The sequence below is a fragment of the Staphylococcus sp. GW823-FHT05F06 genome, from assembly GCF_058795495.1.
Genome location: NZ_JBXAHW010000005.1, coordinates 28,448 through 52,894, shown reverse-complemented (window position 1 = coordinate 52,894; position 24,447 = coordinate 28,448). Strand labels below are relative to the sequence as shown.

The following is a 24,447-nucleotide window of genomic DNA, read 5'->3' as shown; positions in this document are numbered from 1 at the left end:
TTACGCATTTACCTTCTCGTATTCGTCGGCCCACATGTACATCAATCCGTCACTTACATGTTTACGGTTACACTTTCTAGCAATGTTGCGTCTGTCTATGAATAACAATTTTTGAGCTTCTACTGTACTTGCAAATTCCTCTACAATTTTGTTGTCGCTATCTACTAGATATACTGGTTTAGATATGCCTTTATTTCTGCGATACACTCTATATTTCTGTAATGTAGATTGGAATAAGTTATCTGCAATAAAATTGTTATATCTACTATCTTTCGGATATGCGTGCAATCCGTTTTTCAAGTTACCGATAAACGTTTCATATACAATATCTGCTGCACGATACTTCTTATTCTTATAAATAACTGTGGAAATACCGTTGCAACCATTCGCAAATTTATACTTACCATCAGGTCTTTTCATTCTGCCTAAGTTACTTACATATAAGTCGTACTTATCGCTGTACTTCCAAATTTCATCTTTTGCTACAACTCTGTCGTTAAACTCCTGTTTCTTATTCACTCTCGGCATTGTGTCGGTAAAGAAACACTTCAATTTATCGTTATATGTGCCACGTTCCTTTTGGTACCAAAGTGTGTTTAGTGGAATACCTGTAATGTTGTGTAAATGAGATAGGTCTGTCTTAGTCACTGTGTGGCTAAATGGTTCGTACATATACACCATAATTAGTCCTCCCACTTCTCAAATGCTCTGTTTAGATACCAACGCGCTTTGTCTAAATCTTCTTTTCCGTTCTTACGATTAGCTCGACTGATATACTTAATTGCATTACCAATCGCAAATGCTAACTCCGGTTTATAATCTTTAGTGACCTGTTCTATGAATTCAATTATTTCTATATCTCCATACGTGTAATGTGACGGGTGATCAACCTTGTCATCTAACGTCTTTTCAACTTCTTTACTAGTTGGTCTAGGCACACTGATAAAGTCATAGTTATCGTCTATTTCTATAGTGCCAACGCCATCAATCTCTACTATTGCAACGTATTTTAAATAAAATACATCTTGATACACGTTCAAAACTCTTCCGTACCTTTGCTTGTTGTTGCTATCAGATAATTTTATATATTCTCCTACAGTCAAATCTTTAATGCTCATGATCTAACCACCTTTCTAGGAAAGATGTCATTTTCCATAAGGTGCGTGCACCATTCACCACGAGAGTGTACTTGAGGCACTTCGAACAAGTGAGGTTTCTTGCGTCTTAGATTAAGTTCTTTTTGTCGTTCTAATCTAACTAACCTCATTCTGTCCTCATGTTCCAATTGAGATAGTTGTTTTCTCTCTTTCGCTTCTGTATCTTGCTCGTTGTACTCTTCAAATAAAGCTTCTTCAGGACTGTAACCAGAATACTTAATACGTCTTACAATGAGTTTCCAGGGTGTGCCTGTGTATTCAGCTTCGTGTACATCTTCAACTGGCAATAAGTGTTTCTGTTCTTCAGTTTTTACAACGTAATATAATCTATTATTTTTAAATTCAATCGTTCTATTCTTTGCTAATTCCATTTACTCCACCTCTATTAATTCAACTAGTTCAAAATCTTCGTTCATCAACTCTTTGTCAGGGTTGTTACTGATTAAATCTAAAATGCGCTCTTTTTCTTCTTCTTTCGTAATACGATTATTTATCCATACTGGATATTTACATCTCACTTTGAGTGTTGCTTCAACTTCAATTGTTTCTTCTCTATTAGCCATTCACTCCACTTCCTCTACATTCATGATTATTTTTGGTTCTTCTGCATATTGCTTAAAGCTTTCAATGTGTGCAATTTGGTTATCGTCTTTCCATAAGTGATCGTTAGCAGCGTCTAGCACTGTTTTGATTAAATTATCTATATCTGGTTTCGTACGTTTGTATTGGCCTATCGATATTAACTTTTGATTCTTAGTCCAACTTTTAGGTGGTGCAAAGTAAAAATATATTGATACTTTCAATCTACTGTTCAACATCTTTTTAGGTAATTGACTCTGTATATATGCTTTATGCTTTGTGTAAGACGTTGGCATGTATGTTTGGATAAACTTACCTGCATTCCTAAAACGTGGACGAGGAGAGCCGATAGGTTCCTTATACGTATCGTTAAAATTAATCTCTATTTCCATAACTCACCTCAAAATAATAATTCGTTAATTGTCATCTGTTGTTGCAGTTCTTCTTTTCTGAACAACTTGTGTTTGCGTTTTAGTTTTTCCAGCTCATCTTTCGTTACTGTTCCTGAAAATACGTTTCTAAAGTGCATGCCTGCATAGTTACCTAGTTTGAATGTATCTTCTCCTAACGGCGTCACACTGCACATCTTCCAACCGTCAATCTGATATAACGTGTATTGCTTTTTAAGTCCGTCGATAAGTCCCATCTGGTTGCCTCCACTTCGTTTCATTCATGATTAACTCTTTCACTTCTTCATAATCGTCAAAGGGTTTAATGGTTCCAGTATCAAGCAGCCTTTTAACTGCCCACCCAGACTCGATTAATATTTTGGCTATGATTGGATCTTCTTTATAATCCTCTCGATACATAAAACCTAAAAGTTGCTGATACTCATAAACTTTCATCCATAAAACCTCTGCGTTTTCTTGTAGAAATCAAGGTGTGCCACCCCTGTTTCTCCGTCTTTATTTTTAGAAATAATGAATTCAATTTCCGACTTGCCTGTAATGTTGTCTTGTTGGTCTTGGTCGTAATAATCGTCACGGTATAAGAAGAAAATCATATTCGCGTCTTGCTCAATTCCTCCTGCTTCTCTTAAATCAGACATCATCGGACGCTTATCACTACGACTTTCTACACCTCTACTTAATTGAGATAGTGCGATAATGATACAACCTGTTTCTTTAGCTATAATTTTTAAATCACGAGAAATCTTTTCAACTTCTAACCGTCTATCACGTTGAGGTACATCTGATTGCATGAGTGTAAGATAATCAATAAATATAACGTGAGGTTTATCTGTTTTTTGAGATGCGACTTCTCTAACGTCTTGTGGTGTCATTTGTGCTTGGTCCTCAATCTTTAAAGAATTACATTTTTTAATTTGATCTATAGCAGACATTACCGATGAAACTTCATCATCATTTAATCCGTTGCCTTGCTTAATTTTAGATAGTGGAATATTTGTTATTGTTGCAACTAATCTCTCAACGATATTGTTACCTCCAGTTTCTAAACTAAAGAACGTTGTAGGGTACCCACGCTGCGCGATATTCCACATCATCGTTAATGCAAGAGAAGTTTTACCTAACGAAGGTCTTGCACCCAATACATTCAACTGACCTGGTTCAAAACCAATGATTTTGTTATCTATAGAAGCAATACCAGTTTTAACAAATTGTTTTGGTTCATCAGATAAAATATTTTCTACAACTTCAGCTAGAAAACTATCAGTAGCGTCTGCTTTTTTTATTGTCATACCTTTTAATTTCTCTAATTCCTCTACCAGATAATTAAAATTTTCTTTACTCGGCATTGATTGATACTCTGTGAGCTTCTCACGAGCTTGTGACAAAACATATTCTTGTAATAGGTTCAATTGGTCGTCCATAAAAAACGCCTTGTCAGTGCCATCTGAGTTGTATAAACGACCTAATCGGTCAGTAGATATAAATTCATTATCATCACGACTTTTAAAGTAGATCTGGTTTACATCGACCTTCCCTTGCTCTAGTGCATACTCAATGAACACTCTTAATTTTTCATCAGTAAACATTTCAGGTTTCAATCTGAATTTACTTAGTAACTCTGGGTTACGCATGAGGTTAGATATTATAGATTCTTCAGTACTCAATACATCAATACTCATCATCTAACCCCCAATCTTCTTTCATCTTTTGCCATTGTTTTCTTAATTGTTTTCTTCTTTCTCTAAACTCTTTATCGTGCTGCATTCTGTATTTATCAGTCTGTTCTTCTGGTATCACTGCGCTTTCCATTTCGGGTGGTTTGCGATCAATAATTTGTGCAATCGTAGGTTTATAACGACTTTCTCTAACATATTTCTTTGTTTTGTGTAGTGTTCTGTCGAAATCCCCATATTGTGTGAGTTGTTCTACCCAAAGGTTGTACTTGATTTTATTGAATTTCATATCGTAGACATTATTTATTAACTCTAATATTTCAATTGCCTCTAGTTCAGTCATTGACATAATGTCTAACCTCCTAATAGTTCCTGTTTCTTCTTAGCTAGGTAATCATCTTCTTTATTGTTTCTAGGTTTAATTTTAGATATTGCTTTCTCTTTAGTATCGACACCGTCTTTACTCCAGTTTTCTAATACTTTGATAAGGTAGTTAACACCTTTGCTATTTTCTCTGCAGTAATCAGTAGCTACAGTAACGATCTCTAGTTTGTTATCTTTAAAATCCTTTATAGCTTCTTCTAGTTGTTGTGCTTTTAATGGACTTTGTATGATTTCTAAGTTATTACTAATATATTTAAATACATGTGATACGTCGTCTCTGTCTCTCTCTGAATAAGTCTCTGTGTAGTCTCTGGTATTGGTCGTATCATTCTGATACACTCCATCGTTTCTTTTTGATACGCTCGTCGTATCATTTTGATACGATGGTCGTTTCATACCTTCTAACTTTTCATAATTGATGCTGTACCACTTCGTTTTATCGAATTTAGCTTTGTTATAGTTGCCTACATACAATAGGTTTTGTTTTTCTAAACTATATACAGCACGCTTGATTGTCATTACAGACCAAAAAGGAAAGTGTTTTTGCCATTCAGGGAATGAATTGTATATCCAGTGTCTACCATCGTAGTTATGATTACTTTTCTTCAACCAGTAGTGCATTTGCTGTAATACAATTGATTCGTTAAGTCCTATCTCAGTTGCTAACGTAGGAAGTACAAGTATTGGATAATCGTCAATTAGTAGATTGCTCACGTTTTACCACTTCCATTCAGTAACTCTGTTACAGTAATATTCATGTCATCAGCGATTAATTTGAGTCTTTTATTGTTAGGTTTTGAAATGTCTTTTTCCCACTTAGAAACTATTGATTTATGTGCTGGAGGTTCGAAATGTTTTCCGTATTCTTCCATTGTTTCTCCCAAGTTAACCCGATGGTCTTTTATTTTTTGTCCTAAAGTCATTTCTATCACTCCCCGTACAATAGCCATTCAGGTGTTGTTTTGAATATGAATGCTATCAATTTTATTTTTTTAAGATTAGGAATTCTTTTGCCTTCTTCCCATTGTTTTATACAGAAAGGAGAAACATATAAGATTGAAGCGAATTCGTTTATATCAAAATTTCTTTGTAGTCTTATTTGCTTTATTCTATGAGCTATTTCTTTCTTGTTTTCTTTAGTTATTACTCTCGAATTCATTTTTAACTCCTTTCAACATTTTGTTTAAGCGCTCATCTACTGAAAGCCACGAATTTTCAAGGTGATGTAATTTATCAAAGGTTTCTACACCCATATCATGCTGCGATTGATGATGTTCTCTACATAGACACAGCACTTCAAAACCGTAATGATCCATTTTCTTACGATTAGCACCTCTGCCAATCGCTTTATGATGTGCCAGTTCTCCATGTTTACCGCATATTACACAGTTACGATTGACTGTCGACCAGTAAAGAAACGCTTTATCATTTTTAAGTAAGTCACTTGTTTTATAGTTGAGTGGTATATCGTTGTGAAACACCCAGTCGAGAATAACTTCTATAACTTGTTTAGCTTGTTCTCTTGTGCAATCACTCAATGAGAGACGTTTTTCATAGCCATAGAGAACTTCTACGTAATCCATGAACAAATACCTCATATAGTCGCGTGGTTGTCCTGTGTAAGCTTCTATGTCGTTACAGAGAGCAAATACTTTTCTACGCTGCTTATCTGTAATCTTGAATGGATCTACAACTCTTACATCTGCTTCTACTTCGTAACCGTTGTCTAAAAGCAATGATGTTTTGTTATCTAGTTCTACTCCTTTGATGACTACAGTCGTTGTACCGTCATCTTCAGTGATGTAATTTTTAATAATTGGCACTCAATCACCTACCAAACAATATCTGTATGCGATTGCAATTCATCAATAATATTTTCTGCCTCAGGTTTTATTAAATTAATATAGTTACTTATTTCTCTCTTATTCATTTTTGATAAGTCGTCATCTATTCTTAAAAATGATTGCAAGTATTCGGCGTACTCAATTTGTCTTATTGTAGGCTTATCAAAAGGGTAAATCGTCATCTTCTATATTCGAATTGTTGTTATTTGCAAACGGGTTATTGCCTGCTGGTGCTTGTCCTCTTTGTTGTTGAGATTGACTATTTTGTTGATTACTACCTTTGCTATCTAAAAATTCAATTCTGTTAGCAATTACTCGTACTACTGAACGATTGTGTCCTTCTTTATCTTGGAAACGGTCTTGCTTCAAGTTGCCTTCGATTAAAACTTTGCTTCCCTTACCGCAATAGTCGTTTAATAGTTGTGCAGTTTTGCCAAACGCTACGATGTCAAAGAATGATGTGTCATCTTTTTTGAATGGATTGTCCACTGCCATAGAGAAGTTAGTTACTTGTGTTTGTCCTGCTTGTTTAAGTTCTAAATCTTTAGTGATACGTCCTGTCAAAATTGTTAAGTTAGTCATTATTTCGCCTCCGTATATTTTTTAGCCATTGTTTGAATTTTGTTGATTGTATTGATTGCTTGTTGTTCTGACATTGACGAATAGTTTTGTATGCCAAAAGTTTGTTCTGCTTGTTGTTGAGATACTTCTTTTCCTAACGATTTCATCAAGTCGACAAATTTAAGTATTTCTTCTTTTAGAACGCCGACTGTTTGACTACTTACTTTGTTGTACTTTTCTTGCTTTTGTTTTGCGTCTGCGTCATCTTCGTCAGTCGGAATATTGAAGAATTTCATTAAGAAATAACGCTCTGCGTATGTGAGTGCTGTTCCGTGCGCTTTAGATACGTCGTCTTGTTGTCCTACTGCAAAGAAAGGAACCTCCAACACTTCTTGAGGGTTATCTGCGTTAATCCATTTATATGTGAGTTTTAATTTAACGATGTGTTCCGGCTTACCTTTTGCATTTTTAGTTTCAGTGACTTCTTCATGCTCTGTGTAAGGCACCAATAACAAGTTGTGTTCAATCATTTTGTTTCTGATTCTGTGAAGTACTTGCGATCCGCTCACATATGAATAGTTGTAACCTTTAGTGTCTTTGGTAAAGCCATCAATATTTGCCTTAACATCTGCTATTTTTTGATATAAATTAAGTTGTTCAGTCATACTCAACCTCCTCATATTCAGTTGTTTCAGTTACTTTCTTTTTAATTGCTATGTGCTTTGTCATGTCGATACTCACATCTTCTAGTCCTGCAAATTCTCTTGCTCTCCGTCTATCTCTTGAATAAGAAGTATCTTCTTCGTTGTTAGGTTTATTAGTGATATACAGGTCGAAAGGAGCGTCTTTCAGTTTAATTAGATATGTCACTGTTTCTTTCAATCCCAATCACTCCTTTGTGCAGCATGTCGATTGTTCTATCCATGACTTTAATTGTTTCACTTTGTGTTTCGCATGATTCTATAGCTTTTCTGAAATCTTTTCTAAGTTCAAAATATCTATCGCACATATCTTCGTAACGTTTGTTTAAATAATCGTAATCGCTTTGCAAGAAATCTAAATCTGTTTGGCTCTTGATTAGTTGAGAGTATTCTTCTCTAGTCATCTTGACTGTGATTAACTCTTGCATTTTCTCTCCTCCACTTGTATATTTAAGTTGTATATTTTAGTTAGTGTTTGACTGTTACTTGTTGGCGCAAGTTTCAGTCTTTTTTGTTATCTCAAGCCACTTTTCCCAGAAGAATGTGCTAAAGATAAGGGTTAACATCGCAATTCCTAATACTGTTGTGAAACCGCCTCCTAAAAGTAATGTGATGATCATTGCGATAAACATCGTCATGTAACTTAGTAAGTACTTCATTTATCATCCTCTCCTTTCATTTCTAACTCTTCTTTCATTTCTAAAAGTTTTTCGATATATCCTCTTTCTAATGCAAAATCAAATAGCATTTGTTGAATGTGTGGTGGCATAAAAACCATTCCTTTCGTGTATAATGTAGTTATCGCTACTGCGACGAAAGGGGGGTGTAGTAATAATGGATCCTATAATTGGTAAAGGTTTAGACAAAATTATTGAAGGTGCTGCTGATGGCCCTATTAAAACCTTAAATACTACATGGGATTTAATATTTGGTGGCTATCATAATTGGGCTGCTAAAAAACAATATAAGCGTCAACAAGATTTAGAAAACTTTAAAGCTAATATTGAAGCCAAAGTAAAAAATATACCTAGAGATAACTTAAAAGAACCTGAACTTTCAATAATTGGTCCAGCAATAGAGAGTTCAAAATTCTACATTAGTGAAGAAAATATTAGAGAACTTTTTTCTAATTTAATTGCTGCTGCTATGGATGATAGTAAAACAAATGAAATACATCATTCATTCGTTGAATTAATAAAACAAATGTCTCCTAAAGATGCTGTTTTATTCAAATCCCTTTGTAATCGAGATGCAATTCCTGCTGTTAGATATAAAGCAGTAAAAGGTAATAATTTAGGTATGAACTTTTTATCAGATGTTGTAATAAATAATTCTCCATTAACTATTGCTGATACAGAGATTGCATTGAATAACCTTGAACGAATTGGTTTGTTAAAAATTGACATTGGTAATAACTATTACACTGACGAAAGGCATTATAATGTTTTTTCAAGTTATAAATTTATCGATAAATTTAGGAAGAAATATGAAAAAAATGAATATAATGATTATAGTCATACCTTTTATTTAATTAATCTTTTTGGTGTCGATGAATTAGCTAGCCATAACAATGTATCTACTGAAACAATTTATAACTTAGTAAAACCAGCTTGTATTGAATTCGATAAAGGAATGATAGAAATAACTGCTTTTGGCAAAGCATTTACCCACTGCTGTTTCTAGTGTATTGAAAAAGGTTTTCCTATAGCTTTTTTATAATTTCTAGCACTTCTAATCTCCTCCGCCAAGATGACGATTAGGAGTGCTATTTTAATGAGTTGTAGTTTGTTCATCGGTAAACCTCCTCTAAAGTGCCGTTTCTGGCACCATTAAATTTTGTTCTATAAAGTCAATTGCCGGTCTAATCTTGATGTAGCGTTTATGATTCTTGCCAAATCTGTACATACATTTCTCTTGGAACTCTTTATTGCTATAAACGTGCTTTTCTAAATCGTTTTTAGAAATTCCACTTATTTTCACAAACTCGATAGCGTCCGCAAATCCAATGTATTCCATTGCTATCACTCCTTATACTTCGTTTTCAAAGTCCATTTCTAATTGTTTGATGACATACATTGTTGATTGAGATGGAAACCAATTTGTGATCATATTCATTACGTCATCGAAATGTTTTTGTTTTAACTGTGTTCTTGTTTTAATACCAGCCATCGTATTTACGTTACTGTTAATGTCTCTATATAAAGGTTTGTTAACTTCTTTATTATTAGGTAGTCCGTGAATTTGTCTGATATAAGCAACGCGTTGATGAACTGTTTTTGTTATCAATCCGTATTCTCCTGCATCTAGCTTTTGATTTTCTTTGATATCAATAACATCTGCTTTCACTGTTGCAATTTCTTCTTTAGTTTGTTCCGTTGCTTCAAACATCAGTTTTAATGCTTGCATTGGATCATTAGGTATTTGATAAGTTCCAGTTTTTCTTAATGTAGGTAAAACTTCTGATGTTACCCAGCGTTTGAAACGTTTAGCTGATTCTAATTTTGATGAGAATATTAAGCTGTATAATCCTGATTCGTTGATAATAGTTTGACTTTGTTTACCACCAAGGGTGTCGAGTTTCACGACGTCCTTATCTTCACCGTCAACGTGTCTATATAATGCGTCTCTCGTGTTTGAGTAGCCCAAGATTTCCGCTACATCTTTACCGACGAAAAATGGTTCCTCATTTACTGTTAACGTCCTTACTGGTAATTCTTCAAAATTGAAAATTTGTAAATCTTGCATTTGAATTCCTCCTTTAATTTGTTTGTCGTTCTTTTTCTTTTTCAAAAAGATATTCAATGTCATACTCTGGAAAATATTCATTTTTAATAAGTAATGCCTCTCCAAATTTAAAATCAGAAACACCATTTATCTTATCTGCTACCGTTTGGTATCTGACTTCTAATAAGTCTGCTAAATCAACCAGAGATACTTTTTTCTCTTTTCTAATATCGTTGAAATTCTTCAACATAGTACCCCTCCTAATACGAATTTTCGTATTCCAAATTATAATTTTTAGCAACCTTTCCGATTGCTTAACTAAAGTGTATACGAATTTTCGTACTGAGTCAACACTAAAATTCGCATTTTTTATTTTTATTTTTACTTGATATACGATTTTTCGCATGGTATTATATAGGTACAAATTAGAAATGAGGTAAACGAAAATGACTAAAGAAAAAGATTTAAAACGACTTATGGAATTGAAATCTGGGAGTATAAAAGCTTTTTCAAAAGAAATTGGTTTAGCTTATACAACTGTTAGATCTATTTTAGAAAGAGGAGTATTTAATGCTAAGGTAGAAAATGTCATCAAAATTTGTAAAGGGTTAAATATTAAACCAGAGGAAATTATGGATATCGAGCAACCTCAACTAGAAACCCTACCAGTCAAAAAGATTCCAGTTGTTTCAAAAATATCTGCAGGCTTACCTATCTATAGTGAAGAAAATTTAGTTGATTACATATACTTCGCTACTAAAAATCTTAATTCTGACAAAGAAGAATTTGGTTTGAGAGTGTCTGGCGATAGCATGGATAAAATTTTCCAAGAAAACGATGTAGTTGTAGTCGAAAAAGATTCTATAGTAGAAAATGGTCAGTTGGGCGTCGTTATGGTTAATGGTTATAACGCTACTGTTAAACGAGTTAGATATAACAAGAATCAAATTATCTTAATTCCAGAATCAAACAACCCAGAACATTTACCTCAAGTTTACGGAGAAGATGACGAAGTTAAAATAATTGGTAGAGTTGTAGCAAGTCAAAAACTGTTTTAATAAGCGTCCTTTGTGGCGCTTTAATATAAATATTTATTCAGAGGAGAAATGTAAAATGAAAAAAGTCTTATTTATTTTATTATCTTGTTTCTTAGTTTTAGCGGCATGTAGCAACAACAATAACGATTCAAAAAAGTCGACGTCCGTTGATGAAAACAAAGTACAATTCACTAATGATACTTTAGTCCTTGATCAAGCTGTTTTAAAAATAAAAGATACATTTTTAGTTAATGATAAGGATTCGGATAATGGCAAGAAACTATTAGCTTTTAAATACGAAGTTAAAAGTAAAGACGGGGACGAACAAATCACACCAATGAATGTTTGGATAGCGTCGATGGAGACTACACAAGATAGTGAAAATACTGAAAGTAAACTTGAAGTTGGTCCAACGCCTAATACTGGTAAATTCGAAGAATGGGACAAACACAACAATGATGTAATTAAGAAAGGTAAAACTGCTAAAGGTATTATTACTTATGAATTAGAAAATGATAAGCAAGTGACACTTAAAGCTACTAAAGGCACAGAGGGTAAAAAACTGGGTACCAAGAAAATAAATATTAGTAAACTAAAGACCGTAGATTATTCTGCAGCAGATGATATTACAAACGATTCTGCTAGTAGTTCAAAAGAAGGCAATAAAGATGTTGCGAATAACGAATCAGAAAGCACATCTAAAAATGATAATGGCAAATCACAAGACAATAATGGTAATAATGAACGTATACAAGGTAAACAAACTCAAGCAACACAACAAAACAACAATCAGCAACAAGCTAATAACAACCAACAAACACAAAATAATAATGGTTACATGACCCAATCAGAAATTGACGAATGGAATAGAACGAAAACAACTACTCACAATGAGTCACAAATGGAGGAAGTACCGCAAAATAATCAAAATCAACGTGTAGATCGTAGAAGTTTTAACGAACCATTGCCACGTTCAACTACAAATGGAGTGGCAAATGAGGCGTGGGACGGAAAAATATAATATTTCATGGGTAGCTCGCCTACCCTTATTATTTTTTACTTTTTTTAAGGAGGAACACGGAAAATGGCAACATTTACAGTAACAAAACGCAAAAATAAGACAAGCTCATCATGGCAATACGATGTTAAACACCCTAGTTTGAAATCTGGCAAAAAACGTAAATCTGGATTTAAAACAAAAGCTGAGGCTACAAACGCAGCACAACAATTAATTAGAGATTTAGAAGATGGCAACAACATTGAAGATAATAAAAAGTTCGTTGACTACTACGATGACTGGATAAAAATTAAGAACAAGAAACAGTTGTCTAGCAAACAATTCTACTGGTATGAAAGATCGATTAAATTATTCAGTGAGTATTTCGGAGAAAATATGTTAGTTAAAAATATCACACGTAGTGAGTATCAAAAGTTTTTAAATCAATACGCACAAGGTCATACTGATGAAACAGTAAGAAAAGTTCACGGTTGTCTTGCTAGATGTATTAAAGACGCGTTATACGATGGCTATTTGAAGAAAGACCCTACTTATAATGTAAATATCAAAGGGACTGAAAAAGCTAAAGATGAGAAATTTAAGTTTATTACAATAAAAGACTATTTAAACTTGCTAGATTATTTCAAGAAAAGAGATGAAGAAAGTTATGTTTTGCTATATCTATTAGGCATTACTGGCGCAAGATATAGCGATGTCATCAATATGACTTACAAAGATCTAAACAAAGCGAATGGCATAATTCATTTGCCTGGAACGAAAACAAAGAATTCAAAACGTGATGTAGAAGTTAATTCAAAAGATATCATGCACATAAATTCAAAATTAGCTAAAATGCCGCGTAGAATTGATGGCAAGCTATTCTCGGTTAGTCATACATCAGTAAGTAAAGCATTTAGAAAAGCAAAAGAAGTGATAGGATTAAACGATAATAATATAACTCCCTATTCACTCAGACATACGCACACATCTTACTTACTATCTAAAGGCATACCAATCGAGTATATAAGTAAACGTTTAGGTCACGCTACTATATCACAAACGCTAGACACGTATTCACATTTATTAGAAGAACATAAAAAAGAGCAAGGTCAACGTGTCAGAGAAATATTCTCTTGACACTTATTTGACACTTACTCTCTCGAAATCCCGTCATATCAACGGTATAGTACGGAAACGGAGGGATTCGAACCCTCGCGCCGCTCTCGCGACCTACACCCTTAGCAGGGGCGCCTCTTCAGCCAACTTGAGTACGTTTCCATATGGCTCCGCAGGTAGGATTCGAACCTACGACCGATCGGTTAACAGCCGATAGCTCTACCACTGAGCTACTGCGGATAAATAATAAGTAAACTATCTCTATCAAGCACAAGTATTATTATATCAATCTTGTTGAATTTTTCAAGAGTTATATTAAAAAAATATACGGAACATTTACACTTATTTAATATTAACGTCCCGCATATTTTAAATTGAAACACTGTCATCAATTTTTTAAAATAAATAGTTTGGGAAAAAAGCTAATTTTCTTCAAAAAGAGAGTAGCGTGAAAGCGCCTCGAAAATATTTAAAGAGGACTGATTATAGTCAATGGGTTGTTCAGGGTTGTTAGATTTCATTCGTGATTGCTTATCTACCATGTAATAATAGATGATTGCATTGGTGTATTGATGCCACAAACTATGAAATGATACATTGAGTGTTAAAGAATCACCATTCGCAAAAATTATTTTACTCTTACGATTTTTAAGTTCTTTAACATTTTCAATATAATGCATATTAATCCATATATTTTCTTCTTGACGGTCCGAGTGAGTTGGAAAAAAGTAAGTAGGAAAAAGAGGTGTAAGTAAAATAGGTGGTTTACTAGAAATTCCAGTAATACGATTCGTTTCTGCTTTTTTACTAATATAATTATTGCCATAAAACTTACATGATCTTTCGATAATTCTCTGTACTTTAAATGGACTTTCTTTGCGGGTTTGATCAAATCTGATAATCTCAGTACCATTTGTCTGCTGATATTCATCATATTTAGGTCGTATTACCATATCACCTTTTCGTATAACATAAATCGTTTCGGGTAAATGTGTCATTAAAAAACCTCACTTTATTCAATTACTTAGATGATTATTAAAAATAAAAAATAATAACCTAATAATATTTTATCCAAGCTCAAAATAAAGTCAAGTTCTACTTTTGTTTTCTTTTTACACATATTTCTTTTAAAATGTCAGAATATTCATTGATTTCAAAATTTAAAATCAGTATAATACTTATATATTAAATAATTGAAAGGTCGTGGTCTTTATGAATCACAATACTGAGGTCAAGTACACTACATTAGAAGATTTTGTAATGACAGTGAACGATTTAGGCGTTGAACTCGTCATTGAAGAAGCACTCAGAAATGCAAGAAAAGCTAAACTTAAACTGTTAATTGATGAAGCGCTCATCAATAAAAACGAGAACGATTTTATTCAATATACTAACGAATTTAAACAATTGGAGGCATTTTTAAGTGAATAAATTAGACTCGAGTCACTCATCATAAAAGGTCTATTCCCTACTTTAAAACAAGTTGAGAATAGACCTTTTTATCATACTTAGGACATCAATCTTATAATTTCATACTTATCTATATCCCCAAAGTAGTGATAGAAATCATAATTTTGAAGTGCCTCTTCTATATGTTCAAAATCATGTAAGCAACCTACTAACGCATGTTCAAGTTCGGTTACATCACCTTCGCCGAAGAAATCTCCAAATAGTTTTGCCCGTTCAATTCTTCCTTTTTTTACATCTAATTTTATTTGAATAAAACCTTTCTCAAATTTCTCTTCACGCTCAATATTATATTTTGGGTTGCTGCCATAATTCCATTCCCACGTACGATACTTTTCATTACTTAATTGCTTAATATTCTTCCAATCTTCTTCTGTTAGTACATATTCTTCAACTTCATTTTCACCAAAAATAGTTTTAAGAATAATTTGTTTGAATTCTTCTATATCTATTGGCTGTTCTAGAAATTCTTCAATATTGGCAACTCTTTTTCTAACAGATTTAACGCCTTTAGATTTAATTTTAGCTGGATTCACTTTTAATGCATTTTGAACTTCATTTAAATCACAATTTAGCATTAATGTACCGTGACTAAACATTCTATTTTTTACTTTAACCATAGCATTTCCAGATATTTTAGCTTGCCCTACTTGTATATCATTCCGTCCAGTCATTTCAGCATTAACTCCCATTGATTGTAAGGCCTGTACAATGGGCATCGTAAACTTTTTAAAATTATGAAAGCTATGACCATCATCATCTGTGATAAAGCTAAAATTTAAATTTCCAGTATCATGATAGACAGCCCCACCTCCAGAAATACGTCTTACTACATCAATTTGATGTTTATCAATATACGATTGGTTAACTTCTTCAATTGTATTCTGATTCTTTCCAACAATAATTGAAGGTCTGTTAATATAAAATAAAAAATAACTTTCTTCAGAAGGTAAATTTTTAAGAACATACTCTTCCATTGCTAAATTGATGGAAGGATCATTAATATTATTGTTGCTAATAAATTTCATAACATTCTCTCCTTAAATAAGTCTCTCTATATGCCCTTACCCTAGTTATGAATGATTTATAAGAAAAATTCCACTCTTTTACTCATTTATGAATGATATTTTATAATTTTCTTTTAGTTCACTTCTTTTTCATAGAAATTAGTTTATTTGTCAAGTAAATTTTAGTACAATATAATCTAGCTATGATTTAAGGGAGGACTCGTAATGACTGTTGCAGAAGTAGGTAATATAGTAGAATTTTATGACGGTTTAAGAGGCCGTGTCGAGAAGATTAATGATAACTCTGTTATTGTAGATTTAACTATTATGGATAATTTTAATGAATTAGATTTACCGGAAAAGACAGTTATCAATCATAAGCGATACAAAATCGTTGATCAAGAAGGTTAATTAAAATGAAAAATGTTTCTAAAGCTTTGATTTGGTTTGTTATAAGCTTCATCATCTTTCACGCCATATTATTTGTGATGTGGGGAGAACATCAGGAATACTGGTATTTATATACTGGCATTATGTTAATAGCTGGAATAAGTTATGTTTTTTACCAAAGAGACATTGCATCTAAACGATTATTAACTTCCATAGGCATGGGTATAATAACGAGTGTCGCACTCATTATTATACAATTGATTTTTTCACTTATTTCATCAGAATTATCATACGCATCTTTAATCAAAGAATTATCACGAACGGGTGTCTACTTTAAATGGCAAATGCTCGTTACTTTATTATTTGTGATACCTTGTCATGAACTATATATGAGAACTGTTTTACAAAAGGAATTAATAAAATATAACTTACCGAAATGGGCTAGCATTTTAATTGTTGCAATATGTTCAAGTTCATTATTTATATACTTAGATAATTGGTGGATTGTATTCTTTATTTTTGTAGCTCAGTTCATTCTATCTCTTAGCTATGAATATACGAGACGTATTGCTACGACTACAATTGGTCAAATTGTGGCTATCATTTTATTATTGATATTCCACGGATAAAAAAAGCATTTCTTAGACTCATGAATTTGAGCTAAGAAATGCTTTTTTAAATTAATTAAAGAAAAAGTGACACATACACCGTTATAAATAGTACGAGGAAGATTAATAAACTTTAAAATTATGATTTAATTTCACAGAATACGTGTCACATTTTAAATTTTTTCTAATCAATCCACCCATCGTTTCCGAATATGTGTCTTGAACGATAGCTTCTTGTAAATACATTTTGTAGTTTCTATAACAATAATCAGTCATTGTTATTCTATACGAATCTTCTTCATTTAGACCATTTAATTTCACTCTATTAAACGGTGATTGTGACATGTCTATACAATAATCAAACCCTTGCCAAACTGTAAATAACGTTTCATCTATCATTGTCATACTTAATTGTCGCTTATTAAAATCAATATGCGCATAACTGTATTCAAGTATATCTTTGATATTTTTACCTTTGACAGTGATATCTATAGGTTTATCTGGATGAGGATATGCATCGTATATATCTCTATTTCTTATAGTTCCTTTTAACCCTTCTTCACCATTCTTAGGTATATGCACACAAGAAATATCGTAATTATAGGCTAATCGAATTGCATCATGTAATAACTGAGTAAAAGGATGAGGCTTACAAATAATATCTTCAATACATTGAACTGTTAAGCCATTGTTTTTGTTTGAAACAACTGAATTTGCCCAGTGTTTAACTGCCTTACGGTCATAATATGTTTCTTTCAATAATTGTTCATCTTCATGGTAATCATTTAAGTCTATAACTTTTGAATCGATGTGCTCAATTTCATAAGAAGTTGTCCGTTTCTTAAATTTAATTGAAAGATGTACTAATTCCTCAGCATTTTGACCTGCTTGAACATATATAGTTTCATGATCTTTTCCAACAACTGTTTGATGTTGATGAGCGGTAATAATTACATCAATAACACCAAGTTCTTCCATAATTTTTTCAGCTTCATTTGCATTTTTTTCATTTCTTTTATTGGTACTACTTATTTTATTTAACCCACCATGATAAATAACAATAAGGAAGTCTGGCTCTTCAACTTCATGTATGTATCTAATCCAACGTTTAGCTGAAACCAAAGTCTTCTCAATACAGACATCTTCTTCCATTTCTGCGTACTCGTTCTTCATTAATCCATCTGAGGTTAAACCTACGATAGCAATTTTCAAATCTGAATACATTTTGATTGTATAAGGCGTAGAAAAATATGGCTCTCTAGTAACAGTATACTCTATATTTGCTGATAGCCAGGGAAACCTTGAGAGTGCAACTGAACGTGTCAAAAAAGATAATCCAAATTTAAATTCATTAGGGCTAATTCCACTAGCATCATACTGCATTGCATTCATCAACTTAATCATAGGATGACGTTTATATGGTGCTACAACGGCGTAATAGAATGCTGCAAGTGATCCCGCCAAACTTCCCCCACTATCTAGTAATATGACATTTTCATTATTTTTTCGAGCTTCATTAACATAAGTACCAGCTCGATAAATATTTGAGCCATAATCACCATTTAAGAAGTGACTATGCATATCAGAAGTTGCAATCACATCAACTATTTTATTTTCATTTTTTTCCATAGAGCCACTCCTCTCCTTAAATTTAGTGTAACATGTACCATTCATTAAATGTTATAAAACTATTATCGCATTGATATCATTCCAAATAAAAAAACTATTAGCAAAGGTGTATGTATGCCTTTGCTAATAGTGTAATGATTATCCAATTTGTATACGTTCTTTAGGATAGCTATATTTTTCGGGTTCTTTACGTCCAGCTAACATAATGATGAATGAAATGAGGCCTACACGACCTATAAACATTAATATCATTAATACAACCTTGGTAATATCGTTGATATCGCTTGTCACACCTAAGCTTAAACCACATGTACCAAACGCAGACATTACTTCAAAGAAAATTTGTAGAAAGGACAACTTGCCTTGTTCAGTGGCAGATATAATAATCATGCTAATAAATGTAATCAATGACGCCATAGTAAATACGGCAAATGATCTTTGTACATCCATAATATGTACTTCTCTGTTGAAAATTTTAATACCTGTTTTGTCACCAGTATTATTAAAGTTAATAACAAACAAAATTAAAATAGCAAATGTTGTTGTTCTAATTCCGCCTCCTACAGAACTAGGAGATGACCCTATAAACATCAATAATCCCATTACAATATTTGTTGCGTCGCTAAAATGTGACACATCTATCGTTTGCAAACCTGCACTTCTGGTCGTTGATGATTGGAACAATGCATAAAATAATGATTGATGCCAACTCAATCCTTTAAATGCATTGCTATGTTCTAATATTAATACAACAATAACGCCGAATAAAAATAAGAATAAATACGTTGTTGTCGTTATTTTTGTGAATAATGAGAACCTAAAATTAGTTACTCGATTCTTTATATATGCTTTTAACTCCAACAAAACTGGAAAGCCTATAGATCCTAACACAATTAAGAACATTACTATTGTTTGTACAAAATAGTCTTTTGCATAGGGAACTAAAGATTCACCAGTAATATCAAGACCACCGTTAGTCGTAGCAGATACTGACACAAAAATGCCTTGCATTAATGCGTTTTTTAAATCAGGATTATCCCGATAAAAATAGAACGCGAGTAAGAGTGCACCTATAAACTCAATAATAAAAATTGTTCTTACAATTTCTAAAATCAGTTTAACCGTTCCACTCATAGTATCTCTATTATTATCTAACATAATGAGTTGTCGTTCTCTAATTCCAATATGTTTGCCTAAAACAACCCAAAGCATGGTTCCAATAGCCATAACACCTATACCACCGATGTTCAAAATAATAAGTATGATAATTTGACCAAAGGTTGAGTATGTGTCGACTATAGTAATTGGTGATAATCCTGTAACACTAATACCTGATACAGCTACAAAAAGTGTATCAATTGGATTAACCTCAACCCCTTGTTTATGAACATATGGCAAATTTAATAATAAAAATGCAACGACGATGGCAAATAGATAATAGAGTATAATCCCTTGTTGAGGGCTAGATTTTTTAAGCAGCTGACTTAAAACTGACATGATTTTCACCTCAACATTTATTTCAATTTGATTTTAATATTTTTCTCCGCACCATTTCGATAAATTTTAGCAGTAATTGTTTTTTGATCATCATAATGACTATATATGACTTGTCTATATCGTAAGTTATCTTCAATCTTCTTACCATCTAATTCTACTATTACATCACCTTTTTTTAAACCTGCTTTGTCTCCTAAACCATTTTCTTTCACTTCACCGATTAATACACCATGATTCACTTTAGCTGGTAAGTTGATTGCATTACGTTCAGAATCGTCAAGGTCACCAACATTTTTGATTTTGATTTCAGTATTGGGGTAGTTCACTTTACCTTTATGCTCTAATTCTTTCGCAATCTTACGTACATCATTAATAGGTATCGCAAAAGCCATTCCTTCTACATTATGCATATCAATTTTTAAAGAAACTATACCTATGAGTCTACCGTCTCTATCGACCACAGCACCACCTGAATTTCCTGGGTTCACAGGCGCATCAATTTGAAAAGCTTTCATCAAAGCATCATAATTATCATTTTTATCAATGTCCACAGGTACATGACGATTGAGTCCAGACACAATACCTTGAGAAACACTTCCTTTAAAGTCTGTGCCTAGAGGATTGCCTATAACTAAAATAGGTTCAGCCAATTTAATATTATTAGAATCCCCCATAGTCATTGGTTTAATATTTTCGTCAGCAACTTTAGCTTTTACAACTGCTAAATCAGACCATTTATCTTTACCAATTACCTTACCTGTCACAGATTTATCATTACCATATGTTACTTTTTGTTTTTCTTGATCACCGACAACGTGTGCATTAGTAAAAATATAAATAGAGTCGCCCACTTTTTTGTAGACGACACCTGATCCTATCTCATTATCAGATTCATTTTTGTTATCAGACACAGTCGTGTCATTAGACAAATCATTCTCGACAGTTACAACTGACTTAACAGAGTTTTCAGCAATTTTCATCGCTGTTGTTTCATCTTTAGCTGTACCGTTAAATGCACTATCATTTGTATGATCATTTTTATTAACTGTAGTGAATATGGCATTTAATATTAAAAGTAATACTATAATACCGATAATAATTAACATTTTAGGCCAGTGTTCTTTAAAGAAAGCTACCACCAATTGTTTAAATTCATTAACTTTTTTTATATTTTCGGCTCTGTTACGTTGTTTGTCTTCTTTTTTAAGAAATTGCGCTTGTTGAGTATTATCGTTGTCTTTATCTTTTGGTTGTGAATAGCTATGTTTTGAAGAATATGGTTGTGTACTTCTTGAATCTTGCTCAGTATGATTAGAATTTACGCCTAGCATAGATTCCTTTGAAGTCAATTTAGTATGTTGTTTACTTTCGTTTCCAGAATCATCATAGTCTTTTATTGACTTATTTTGATGCGGTAAAGTGGAGGTATCACTTGAAACTCGCACATCATGTAGACTTTCTTCTCCAATTTTATTATCGTCGTCTTTAGATTTATTCATTTGATTATTTTGATTTAAAGTTTTTTGTTTATAACTTTTATCATCACGTTGTTGATGTATTTCTTCTTGTGTCAGCTTCTCTATTCTTGCTTTTCTCAAATTATCTTTAACACGTTCCTCATTGACTTTAGTTTGATGTTGTTCTCTTTTAGCTTGATTTTCCTTCTCTATTTTCTCACGTCTTATGCGCTCTTCTCGCTCTACGTTATGAAAGTATTCACGTCTTTTACGTCGATATTGACTGCGTGGTATGACTTGTTTTTTATTGTTATCCACTAGAAGACCACTCCTATAGTTTCTTTAACTCATTCTTTATCTGTAAAATTCAAGTTATTTTAATACTATATATCATCATCATTTTAAATTCGTTTATAATCTAAAGTTTAATATTTTAACTATAAAACTGCAATGTTCTAATAAAAATTAAAATAAAAAGAACCTCCACTTAAATTATTATTAAGCAAAGGTTCTAGCATATCAATCAAATTATTTTTGATTACCTTTTTTCTTGTTGCCAATTGCTGAAGTTAACCATCCTATTAAAACTAAGCCAACTAATACTACCCAGAAGATTGTTTGCCATAAAGCACTATGTGGAAATGCTTCTGGTAAAACGCCAATATCAGGATGTGCAAGTACCATTATAACAAGTTTAATACCTACCCAACCTACAATTGCAAACGCAGCACCTTCAAGTCCTGGATATTTATTCAACAATTCTACAAACCAAGTTGCTGCAAATCTCATCAAGATGACACCTATCATTCCACCAAGGAACATAACAATAAATTGGCCTAAGTCCATACCACCAAAATGTATGCCAACTTTTGGTAATGTAACGGCTATGGCTAATGCGGCAAGCATCGAATCAATTGCAAACGCGATATCAGCGAATTCAACTTTAAATACTGTTCCCCAAAAAGATTTAGGGCCTACTTCTTTTTCGTTGCCTGTTTCATCGAAATGATGTTCGTCTCCTGTTTCTTTATGGTGTTTTTCATTTGACTGATGGAAAAATTGCCATAAATTTTTAATAGACATATAGATTAAGTAAACAGCACCTGCTGCTTGAATCCACCAGAAGTTTGCAATAATACTTATTAAAAATAAAGCAATAAATCTAAAAATGAATGCACCTAATAGGCCATAAAAAAGTGCTTTTTTACGTTGTTTAGGTGGTAGATGTTTAACCATTACCGCCATTACAATTGCATTATCAGCTGCTAATAATCCTTCTAAAAATACAAGTACTAAAAGTACCCATAAATAAGGTAAAATCAAACTCGGATCCATTGTGGACAACTCCTTTTAGTTTAAATACAAATAAAGAGACCTATGCTAATTTAATAGCAAAGGTCTCACTTAGCAATAGTTTTGCCCACTTTACCGGAAGACTTATCTTCGTAATGACGACAAAGTGTTGAATAGTTATTATCGGTTTAAATGCATTCAATAACTATTCTCAAGTTACTCCCCTCTGACAGTTTTGTCATAGGTATTTATTTGTTATTTTCAGTATACATACTATGACACTGCATAGCAATATAAACATTTTTCATATACTATGGTGTGCCCGAATAGTGATATGTTTAAACATTCAATTATAATAAACTATACAGTTTAATATCAGAGAATTTTTCTTCAAACCAACGCGTTGCAAATTCATTTTCAAATAGGAATACATAATTGTCGTATCTATCTTTTACTAAAATTGATCTAGAAGTATTCATATTATCTTTAATATCTTCTTCATTTTCAATCCAACGCGCAATTTTACGTCCAACTGGTTCCATAACCACATCTACATTATATTCATTATTCATGCGGTGTTCAAACACCTCAAATTGTAATTGACCCACAGCACCTAAGATAATTTGATTTGTGTGCAACGTTTTATAATATTGAATTGCACCTTCTTGAACAAGCTGTTCAATCCCTTTATGAAAATGCTTTTGTTTCATTACATTTTTGGCAGAAACCTTCATAAATATTTCTGGAGTAAATTGTGGTAACTCTTGGAAACTATATTTCTGCTTACCACCAACTAAAGTATCGCCTATTTGATAGTTACCTGTATCATACAAACCAATAATATCGCCTGCTACAGCATGATTAACAGTTTCTTTATCATCGGCCATAAATGATGTGGAACGAGTTATTTTTTGTTTTTTATTAGTTCTTTGTAAGGTTACATCCATTCCTCTTTCAAACGCACCACTTACCACGCGCATAAATGCAATTCTGTCACGATGCTTTGGATCCATATTGGCTTGAATTTTAAAGATAAACCCAGAAAAATCTGTGTCGAATGGACTAACATCAACCTCTTCTTTAGTTTGTCTCGCATTAGGCATTGGCGCATGATCAACGTATGCATTTAAGAAATTTTGTACGCCGAAGTTTGCTAATGCCGATCCAAAGAAAACAGGTGTTAATTCACCGTTCAGTAACGCTTCATTATCAAATGCTTCACCCGCTTCATCGACAAGCATCATTTCTTCAATTGCTTGTTCAAATGCACTATCATTTTTTATCGCGTGTTCTTCTTTAAGTTCGTAATCTTCGTTTAAATGTAATAAATTTTCTTCATCTCTAAATGGTTCAATCGTTTTAGAGTGTCTATCAATAATACCAAAGAAATTTTGTCCCATACCAACAGGCCAATTCATTGGATAAGTGTCAATATTAAGTGTTTCTTCTATTTCATCAAGTAATTCAAATGGCTCTTTACCTACTCTATCCAATTTATTGATGAATGTAAAAATAGGGATACCTCGCATTTTACAAACTTTAAATAATTTTAATGTTTGTGGTTCTATACCTTTTGCACAGTCAATAACCATAACTGCACTATCTACTGCCATTAATGTACGATACGTATCCTCTGAAAAATCTTCATGCCCGGGCGTATCTAAAATATTTATCTTATAATCATCATAATCAAATTGCATTACAGAGCTTGTAACTGAGATACCACGTTCTTGTTCTACCTTCATCCAATCACTTGTTGCAAATTTACCCGTCTTTTTCCCTTTAACTGTCCCAGCTTCACGAATCGCTCCACTGAAATACAACAATTTTTCAGTTAAAGTTGTTTTACCAGCATCAGGGTGTGAAATGATGGCAAATGTCTTTCTTGACTCTATTTCTTCTTTTAAATTCATTTA

At 32.8% G+C, this 24,447-nt stretch carries 36 protein-coding genes, 2 tRNA genes and 1 riboswitch; of the genes, 7 read left to right on the top strand and 31 right to left on the bottom strand.

Features of this window, described 5'->3' with window-relative positions:
- The 19 genes from AC1Q7N_RS04740 to AC1Q7N_RS04650 are packed head-to-tail and all read right to left on the bottom strand — an operon-like array spanning position 1 to position 7,968.
- The gene (locus tag AC1Q7N_RS04740; RefSeq protein ID WP_145376379.1) at positions 1-681 is read right to left on the bottom strand and encodes a hypothetical protein; all 681 of its coding nucleotides are present in this window, start codon (positions 679-681) and stop codon (positions 1-3) included.
- 2 nt (positions 682-683) lie between these two features.
- Positions 684-1,118, bottom strand: coding sequence for a DUF3310 domain-containing protein (locus AC1Q7N_RS04735; protein WP_145376381.1), 435 nt, complete (start codon positions 1,116-1,118; stop codon positions 684-686).
- The gene (locus AC1Q7N_RS04730) at positions 1,115-1,528 is read right to left on the bottom strand and encodes an SA1788 family PVL leukocidin-associated protein (RefSeq protein WP_145376383.1); all 414 of its coding nucleotides are present in this window, start codon (positions 1,526-1,528) and stop codon (positions 1,115-1,117) included. The genes AC1Q7N_RS04735 and AC1Q7N_RS04730 overlap by 4 nt, the downstream gene beginning before the upstream one ends.
- Entirely contained in the window at positions 1,529-1,720 is a 192-nt protein-coding gene (locus AC1Q7N_RS04725; RefSeq protein WP_049391225.1) for a hypothetical protein, read from the bottom strand. It abuts the gene before it with no gap.
- Positions 1,721-2,128, bottom strand: a complete 408-nt coding sequence (locus AC1Q7N_RS04720; RefSeq protein ID WP_002468165.1) for a RusA family crossover junction endodeoxyribonuclease — start codon at positions 2,126-2,128, stop codon at positions 1,721-1,723.
- A gap of 8 nt (positions 2,129-2,136) precedes the next feature.
- Positions 2,137-2,382 (bottom strand): DUF3269 family protein, encoded by a 246-nt coding sequence (locus AC1Q7N_RS04715; protein ID WP_070653564.1) that lies wholly within the window; start codon positions 2,380-2,382, stop codon positions 2,137-2,139.
- Complete coding sequence (locus AC1Q7N_RS04710) at positions 2,360-2,581, bottom strand: hypothetical protein (RefSeq protein WP_070858718.1); 222 nt, start codon at positions 2,579-2,581, stop codon at positions 2,360-2,362. Before AC1Q7N_RS04710 ends, AC1Q7N_RS04715 begins: the two co-directional genes overlap by 23 nt.
- Positions 2,578-3,825 carry a DnaB-like helicase C-terminal domain-containing protein gene (locus AC1Q7N_RS04705; RefSeq protein WP_002504983.1) on the bottom strand — a complete coding sequence of 416 codons (1,248 nt, stop codon included), beginning with the start codon at positions 3,823-3,825 and terminating at the stop codon, positions 2,578-2,580. Before AC1Q7N_RS04705 ends, AC1Q7N_RS04710 begins: the two co-directional genes overlap by 4 nt.
- On the bottom strand, positions 3,815-4,168 hold the full coding sequence (locus AC1Q7N_RS04700) for a replicative helicase loader/inhibitor (RefSeq protein WP_162152964.1): 354 nt from the start codon (positions 4,166-4,168) through the stop codon (positions 3,815-3,817). The genes AC1Q7N_RS04705 and AC1Q7N_RS04700 overlap by 11 nt, the downstream gene beginning before the upstream one ends.
- Before the next feature lie 5 nt (positions 4,169-4,173).
- Positions 4,174-4,917 (bottom strand): DnaD domain protein, encoded by a 744-nt coding sequence (locus tag AC1Q7N_RS04695; protein ID WP_492712864.1) that lies wholly within the window; start codon positions 4,915-4,917, stop codon positions 4,174-4,176.
- The gene (locus AC1Q7N_RS04690) at positions 4,914-5,126 is read right to left on the bottom strand and encodes a helix-turn-helix domain-containing protein (RefSeq protein WP_032606243.1); all 213 of its coding nucleotides are present in this window, start codon (positions 5,124-5,126) and stop codon (positions 4,914-4,916) included. The genes AC1Q7N_RS04695 and AC1Q7N_RS04690 overlap by 4 nt, the downstream gene beginning before the upstream one ends.
- A gap of 5 nt (positions 5,127-5,131) precedes the next feature.
- Positions 5,132-5,362: a helix-turn-helix domain-containing protein gene (locus AC1Q7N_RS04685; RefSeq protein ID WP_254104630.1), complete on the bottom strand. Its 231-nt coding sequence runs from the start codon at positions 5,360-5,362 to the stop codon at positions 5,132-5,134.
- Positions 5,340-6,026 (bottom strand): putative HNHc nuclease, encoded by a 687-nt coding sequence (locus tag AC1Q7N_RS04680; protein ID WP_492712863.1) that lies wholly within the window; start codon positions 6,024-6,026, stop codon positions 5,340-5,342. Before AC1Q7N_RS04680 ends, AC1Q7N_RS04685 begins: the two co-directional genes overlap by 23 nt.
- Positions 6,027-6,034: 8 nt before the next feature.
- The gene (locus tag AC1Q7N_RS04675) at positions 6,035-6,229 is read right to left on the bottom strand and encodes a hypothetical protein (RefSeq protein WP_080356197.1); all 195 of its coding nucleotides are present in this window, start codon (positions 6,227-6,229) and stop codon (positions 6,035-6,037) included.
- The gene (locus AC1Q7N_RS04670) at positions 6,210-6,629 is read right to left on the bottom strand and encodes a single-stranded DNA-binding protein (protein ID WP_103433362.1); all 420 of its coding nucleotides are present in this window, start codon (positions 6,627-6,629) and stop codon (positions 6,210-6,212) included. Before AC1Q7N_RS04670 ends, AC1Q7N_RS04675 begins: the two co-directional genes overlap by 20 nt.
- The gene (locus AC1Q7N_RS04665) at positions 6,629-7,273 is read right to left on the bottom strand and encodes an ERF family protein (protein ID WP_002439164.1); all 645 of its coding nucleotides are present in this window, start codon (positions 7,271-7,273) and stop codon (positions 6,629-6,631) included. The genes AC1Q7N_RS04670 and AC1Q7N_RS04665 overlap by 1 nt, the downstream gene beginning before the upstream one ends.
- A complete protein-coding gene (locus tag AC1Q7N_RS04660) occupies positions 7,266-7,490 on the bottom strand; it encodes a DUF2483 family protein (protein WP_134293128.1) in 225 nt (74 codons plus the stop codon). Before AC1Q7N_RS04660 ends, AC1Q7N_RS04665 begins: the two co-directional genes overlap by 8 nt.
- A complete protein-coding gene (locus tag AC1Q7N_RS04655; protein WP_049391368.1) occupies positions 7,462-7,737 on the bottom strand; it encodes a hypothetical protein in 276 nt (91 codons plus the stop codon). Before AC1Q7N_RS04655 ends, AC1Q7N_RS04660 begins: the two co-directional genes overlap by 29 nt.
- 54 nt (positions 7,738-7,791) lie before the next feature.
- Complete coding sequence (locus AC1Q7N_RS04650) at positions 7,792-7,968, bottom strand: hypothetical protein (RefSeq protein ID WP_002456867.1); 177 nt, start codon at positions 7,966-7,968, stop codon at positions 7,792-7,794.
- A 175-nt stretch (positions 7,969-8,143) separates the two neighbouring features.
- On the opposite strand from AC1Q7N_RS04650, the gene AC1Q7N_RS04645 reads away from it, so the two are divergent.
- Positions 8,144-8,992, top strand: coding sequence for a DUF4393 domain-containing protein (locus AC1Q7N_RS04645; protein ID WP_162158633.1), 849 nt, complete (start codon positions 8,144-8,146; stop codon positions 8,990-8,992).
- 123 nt (positions 8,993-9,115) lie between these two features.
- Here AC1Q7N_RS04645 and AC1Q7N_RS04640 read toward each other — a convergent pair whose 3' ends face one another.
- From AC1Q7N_RS04640 to AC1Q7N_RS04630, 3 genes are read right to left on the bottom strand one after another with little or no spacing between them, the layout of a single operon-like run.
- Positions 9,116-9,325 carry a hypothetical protein gene (locus AC1Q7N_RS04640; protein WP_002468742.1) on the bottom strand — a complete coding sequence of 70 codons (210 nt, stop codon included), beginning with the start codon at positions 9,323-9,325 and terminating at the stop codon, positions 9,116-9,118.
- 12 nt (positions 9,326-9,337) lie between these two features.
- A complete protein-coding gene (locus tag AC1Q7N_RS04635; RefSeq protein ID WP_002468739.1) occupies positions 9,338-10,054 on the bottom strand; it encodes a phage repressor protein in 717 nt (238 codons plus the stop codon).
- A 13-nt stretch (positions 10,055-10,067) separates the two neighbouring features.
- Entirely contained in the window at positions 10,068-10,283 is a 216-nt protein-coding gene (locus AC1Q7N_RS04630) for a transcriptional regulator (protein WP_001830251.1), read from the bottom strand.
- A gap of 196 nt (positions 10,284-10,479) precedes the next feature.
- Between AC1Q7N_RS04630 and AC1Q7N_RS04625 the strand changes: the two genes are divergently transcribed.
- The 3 genes from AC1Q7N_RS04625 (at position 10,480) to AC1Q7N_RS04615 (ending at position 13,204) form a co-directional block, all read left to right on the top strand.
- Positions 10,480-11,091, top strand: coding sequence for a S24 family peptidase (locus tag AC1Q7N_RS04625; RefSeq protein WP_002468741.1), 612 nt, complete (start codon positions 10,480-10,482; stop codon positions 11,089-11,091).
- 55 nt (positions 11,092-11,146) lie between these two features.
- Positions 11,147-12,091 (top strand): DUF5067 domain-containing protein, encoded by a 945-nt coding sequence (locus AC1Q7N_RS04620; RefSeq protein ID WP_002468744.1) that lies wholly within the window; start codon positions 11,147-11,149, stop codon positions 12,089-12,091.
- Between the two features lie 63 nt (positions 12,092-12,154).
- The gene (locus AC1Q7N_RS04615; RefSeq protein WP_001830299.1) at positions 12,155-13,204 is read left to right on the top strand and encodes a tyrosine-type recombinase/integrase; all 1,050 of its coding nucleotides are present in this window, start codon (positions 12,155-12,157) and stop codon (positions 13,202-13,204) included.
- A gap of 52 nt (positions 13,205-13,256) precedes the next feature.
- Here the strand turns inward: AC1Q7N_RS04615 and AC1Q7N_RS04610 are convergent.
- From AC1Q7N_RS04610 to AC1Q7N_RS04600, 3 genes are all read right to left on the bottom strand, one after another.
- Positions 13,257-13,345: transfer RNA gene (locus tag AC1Q7N_RS04610), tRNA-Ser, on the bottom strand.
- 3 nt (positions 13,346-13,348) lie between these two features.
- Positions 13,349-13,423 (bottom strand) — tRNA-Asn (locus AC1Q7N_RS04605).
- Between the two features lie 182 nt (positions 13,424-13,605).
- Complete coding sequence (locus tag AC1Q7N_RS04600; RefSeq protein WP_001829272.1) at positions 13,606-14,181, bottom strand: competence protein ComK; 576 nt, start codon at positions 14,179-14,181, stop codon at positions 13,606-13,608.
- 214 nt (positions 14,182-14,395) lie between these two features.
- Here AC1Q7N_RS04600 and AC1Q7N_RS04595 point away from each other — a divergent pair, with 214 nt between their 5' ends.
- On the top strand, positions 14,396-14,614 hold the full coding sequence (locus tag AC1Q7N_RS04595) for an IDEAL domain-containing protein (RefSeq protein WP_001829292.1): 219 nt from the start codon (positions 14,396-14,398) through the stop codon (positions 14,612-14,614).
- A 77-nt stretch (positions 14,615-14,691) separates the two neighbouring features.
- Here the strand turns inward: AC1Q7N_RS04595 and lplA are convergent, their stop codons facing one another.
- On the bottom strand, positions 14,692-15,678 hold the full coding sequence (lplA, locus tag AC1Q7N_RS04590) for a lipoate--protein ligase (RefSeq protein ID WP_002446122.1): 987 nt from the start codon (positions 15,676-15,678) through the stop codon (positions 14,692-14,694).
- Between the two features lie 204 nt (positions 15,679-15,882).
- On the opposite strand from lplA, the gene AC1Q7N_RS04585 reads away from it, so the two are divergent.
- Positions 15,883-16,068 carry a YkvS family protein gene (locus AC1Q7N_RS04585; protein ID WP_001829339.1) on the top strand — a complete coding sequence of 62 codons (186 nt, stop codon included), beginning with the start codon at positions 15,883-15,885 and terminating at the stop codon, positions 16,066-16,068.
- A 5-nt stretch (positions 16,069-16,073) separates the two neighbouring features.
- On the top strand, positions 16,074-16,676 hold the full coding sequence (locus AC1Q7N_RS04580) for a CPBP family glutamic-type intramembrane protease (RefSeq protein ID WP_001829312.1): 603 nt from the start codon (positions 16,074-16,076) through the stop codon (positions 16,674-16,676).
- A gap of 102 nt (positions 16,677-16,778) precedes the next feature.
- Here the strand turns inward: AC1Q7N_RS04580 and AC1Q7N_RS04575 are convergent, their stop codons facing one another.
- From AC1Q7N_RS04575 to AC1Q7N_RS04555, 5 genes are all read right to left on the bottom strand, one after another.
- A complete protein-coding gene (locus AC1Q7N_RS04575; RefSeq protein ID WP_162158385.1) occupies positions 16,779-18,284 on the bottom strand; it encodes a bifunctional metallophosphatase/5'-nucleotidase in 1,506 nt (501 codons plus the stop codon).
- A 138-nt stretch (positions 18,285-18,422) separates the two neighbouring features.
- Positions 18,423-19,781, bottom strand: coding sequence for a TrkH family potassium uptake protein (locus tag AC1Q7N_RS04570; protein WP_107511460.1), 1,359 nt, complete (start codon positions 19,779-19,781; stop codon positions 18,423-18,425).
- Positions 19,782-19,798: 17 nt separating this feature from the next.
- Positions 19,799-21,556 (bottom strand): S1C family serine protease, encoded by a 1,758-nt coding sequence (locus tag AC1Q7N_RS04565; RefSeq protein WP_001829335.1) that lies wholly within the window; start codon positions 21,554-21,556, stop codon positions 19,799-19,801.
- Between the two features lie 210 nt (positions 21,557-21,766).
- Positions 21,767-22,573 (bottom strand): TerC family protein, encoded by an 807-nt coding sequence (locus AC1Q7N_RS04560; protein WP_002439148.1) that lies wholly within the window; start codon positions 22,571-22,573, stop codon positions 21,767-21,769.
- 71 nt (positions 22,574-22,644) lie between these two features.
- Positions 22,645-22,768: riboswitch (yybP-ykoY riboswitch) on the bottom strand.
- A gap of 113 nt (positions 22,769-22,881) precedes the next feature.
- Positions 22,882-24,444: a peptide chain release factor 3 gene (locus AC1Q7N_RS04555; RefSeq protein WP_002446117.1), complete on the bottom strand. Its 1,563-nt coding sequence runs from the start codon at positions 24,442-24,444 to the stop codon at positions 22,882-22,884.
- Positions 24,445-24,447 lie beyond the last annotated feature (3 nt).

Excerpts from the sequence above, each read along its gene's own strand:
- AC1Q7N_RS04740 (WP_145376379.1), bottom strand. The coding sequence starts at position 681 with ATGGTGTATATGTACGAACCATTTAGCCACACAGTGACTAAGACAGAC.
- AC1Q7N_RS04735 (WP_145376381.1), bottom strand. The coding sequence starts at position 1,118 with ATGAGCATTAAAGATTTGACTGTAGGAGAATATATAAAATTATCTGAT.
- AC1Q7N_RS04730 (WP_145376383.1), bottom strand. The coding sequence starts at position 1,528 with ATGGAATTAGCAAAGAATAGAACGATTGAATTTAAAAATAATAGATTA.
- AC1Q7N_RS04725 (WP_049391225.1), bottom strand. The coding sequence starts at position 1,720 with ATGGCTAATAGAGAAGAAACAATTGAAGTTGAAGCAACACTCAAAGTG.
- AC1Q7N_RS04720 (WP_002468165.1), bottom strand. The coding sequence starts at position 2,128 with ATGGAAATAGAGATTAATTTTAACGATACGTATAAGGAACCTATCGGC.
- AC1Q7N_RS04715 (WP_070653564.1), bottom strand. The coding sequence starts at position 2,382 with ATGGGACTTATCGACGGACTTAAAAAGCAATACACGTTATATCAGATT.
- AC1Q7N_RS04710 (WP_070858718.1), bottom strand. The coding sequence starts at position 2,581 with ATGAAAGTTTATGAGTATCAGCAACTTTTAGGTTTTATGTATCGAGAG.
- AC1Q7N_RS04705 (WP_002504983.1), bottom strand. The coding sequence starts at position 3,825 with ATGAGTATTGATGTATTGAGTACTGAAGAATCTATAATATCTAACCTC.
- AC1Q7N_RS04700 (WP_162152964.1), bottom strand. The coding sequence starts at position 4,168 with ATGTCAATGACTGAACTAGAGGCAATTGAAATATTAGAGTTAATAAAT.
- AC1Q7N_RS04690 (WP_032606243.1), bottom strand. The coding sequence starts at position 5,126 with ATGACTTTAGGACAAAAAATAAAAGACCATCGGGTTAACTTGGGAGAA.
- AC1Q7N_RS04685 (WP_254104630.1), bottom strand. The coding sequence starts at position 5,362 with ATGAATTCGAGAGTAATAACTAAAGAAAACAAGAAAGAAATAGCTCAT.
- AC1Q7N_RS04675 (WP_080356197.1), bottom strand. The coding sequence starts at position 6,229 with ATGACGATTTACCCTTTTGATAAGCCTACAATAAGACAAATTGAGTAC.
- AC1Q7N_RS04670 (WP_103433362.1), bottom strand. The coding sequence starts at position 6,629 with ATGACTAACTTAACAATTTTGACAGGACGTATCACTAAAGATTTAGAA.
- AC1Q7N_RS04665 (WP_002439164.1), bottom strand. The coding sequence starts at position 7,273 with ATGACTGAACAACTTAATTTATATCAAAAAATAGCAGATGTTAAGGCA.
- AC1Q7N_RS04655 (WP_049391368.1), bottom strand. The coding sequence starts at position 7,737 with ATGCAAGAGTTAATCACAGTCAAGATGACTAGAGAAGAATACTCTCAA.
- AC1Q7N_RS04650 (WP_002456867.1), bottom strand. The coding sequence starts at position 7,968 with ATGAAGTACTTACTAAGTTACATGACGATGTTTATCGCAATGATCATC.
- AC1Q7N_RS04645 (WP_162158633.1), top strand. The coding sequence starts at position 8,144 with ATGGATCCTATAATTGGTAAAGGTTTAGACAAAATTATTGAAGGTGCT.
- AC1Q7N_RS04640 (WP_002468742.1), bottom strand. The coding sequence starts at position 9,325 with ATGGAATACATTGGATTTGCGGACGCTATCGAGTTTGTGAAAATAAGT.
- AC1Q7N_RS04635 (WP_002468739.1), bottom strand. The coding sequence starts at position 10,054 with ATGCAAGATTTACAAATTTTCAATTTTGAAGAATTACCAGTAAGGACG.
- AC1Q7N_RS04630 (WP_001830251.1), bottom strand. The coding sequence starts at position 10,283 with ATGTTGAAGAATTTCAACGATATTAGAAAAGAGAAAAAAGTATCTCTG.
- AC1Q7N_RS04625 (WP_002468741.1), top strand. The coding sequence starts at position 10,480 with ATGACTAAAGAAAAAGATTTAAAACGACTTATGGAATTGAAATCTGGG.
- AC1Q7N_RS04620 (WP_002468744.1), top strand. The coding sequence starts at position 11,147 with ATGAAAAAAGTCTTATTTATTTTATTATCTTGTTTCTTAGTTTTAGCG.
- AC1Q7N_RS04615 (WP_001830299.1), top strand. The coding sequence starts at position 12,155 with ATGGCAACATTTACAGTAACAAAACGCAAAAATAAGACAAGCTCATCA.
- AC1Q7N_RS04600 (WP_001829272.1), bottom strand. The coding sequence starts at position 14,181 with ATGACACATTTACCCGAAACGATTTATGTTATACGAAAAGGTGATATG.
- AC1Q7N_RS04595 (WP_001829292.1), top strand. The coding sequence starts at position 14,396 with ATGAATCACAATACTGAGGTCAAGTACACTACATTAGAAGATTTTGTA.
- lplA (WP_002446122.1), bottom strand. The coding sequence starts at position 15,678 with ATGAAATTTATTAGCAACAATAATATTAATGATCCTTCCATCAATTTA.
- AC1Q7N_RS04585 (WP_001829339.1), top strand. The coding sequence starts at position 15,883 with ATGACTGTTGCAGAAGTAGGTAATATAGTAGAATTTTATGACGGTTTA.
- AC1Q7N_RS04580 (WP_001829312.1), top strand. The coding sequence starts at position 16,074 with ATGAAAAATGTTTCTAAAGCTTTGATTTGGTTTGTTATAAGCTTCATC.
- AC1Q7N_RS04575 (WP_162158385.1), bottom strand. The coding sequence starts at position 18,284 with ATGGAAAAAAATGAAAATAAAATAGTTGATGTGATTGCAACTTCTGAT.
- AC1Q7N_RS04570 (WP_107511460.1), bottom strand. The coding sequence starts at position 19,781 with ATGTCAGTTTTAAGTCAGCTGCTTAAAAAATCTAGCCCTCAACAAGGG.
- AC1Q7N_RS04560 (WP_002439148.1), bottom strand. The coding sequence starts at position 22,573 with ATGGATCCGAGTTTGATTTTACCTTATTTATGGGTACTTTTAGTACTT.
- AC1Q7N_RS04555 (WP_002446117.1), bottom strand. The coding sequence starts at position 24,444 with ATGAATTTAAAAGAAGAAATAGAGTCAAGAAAGACATTTGCCATCATT.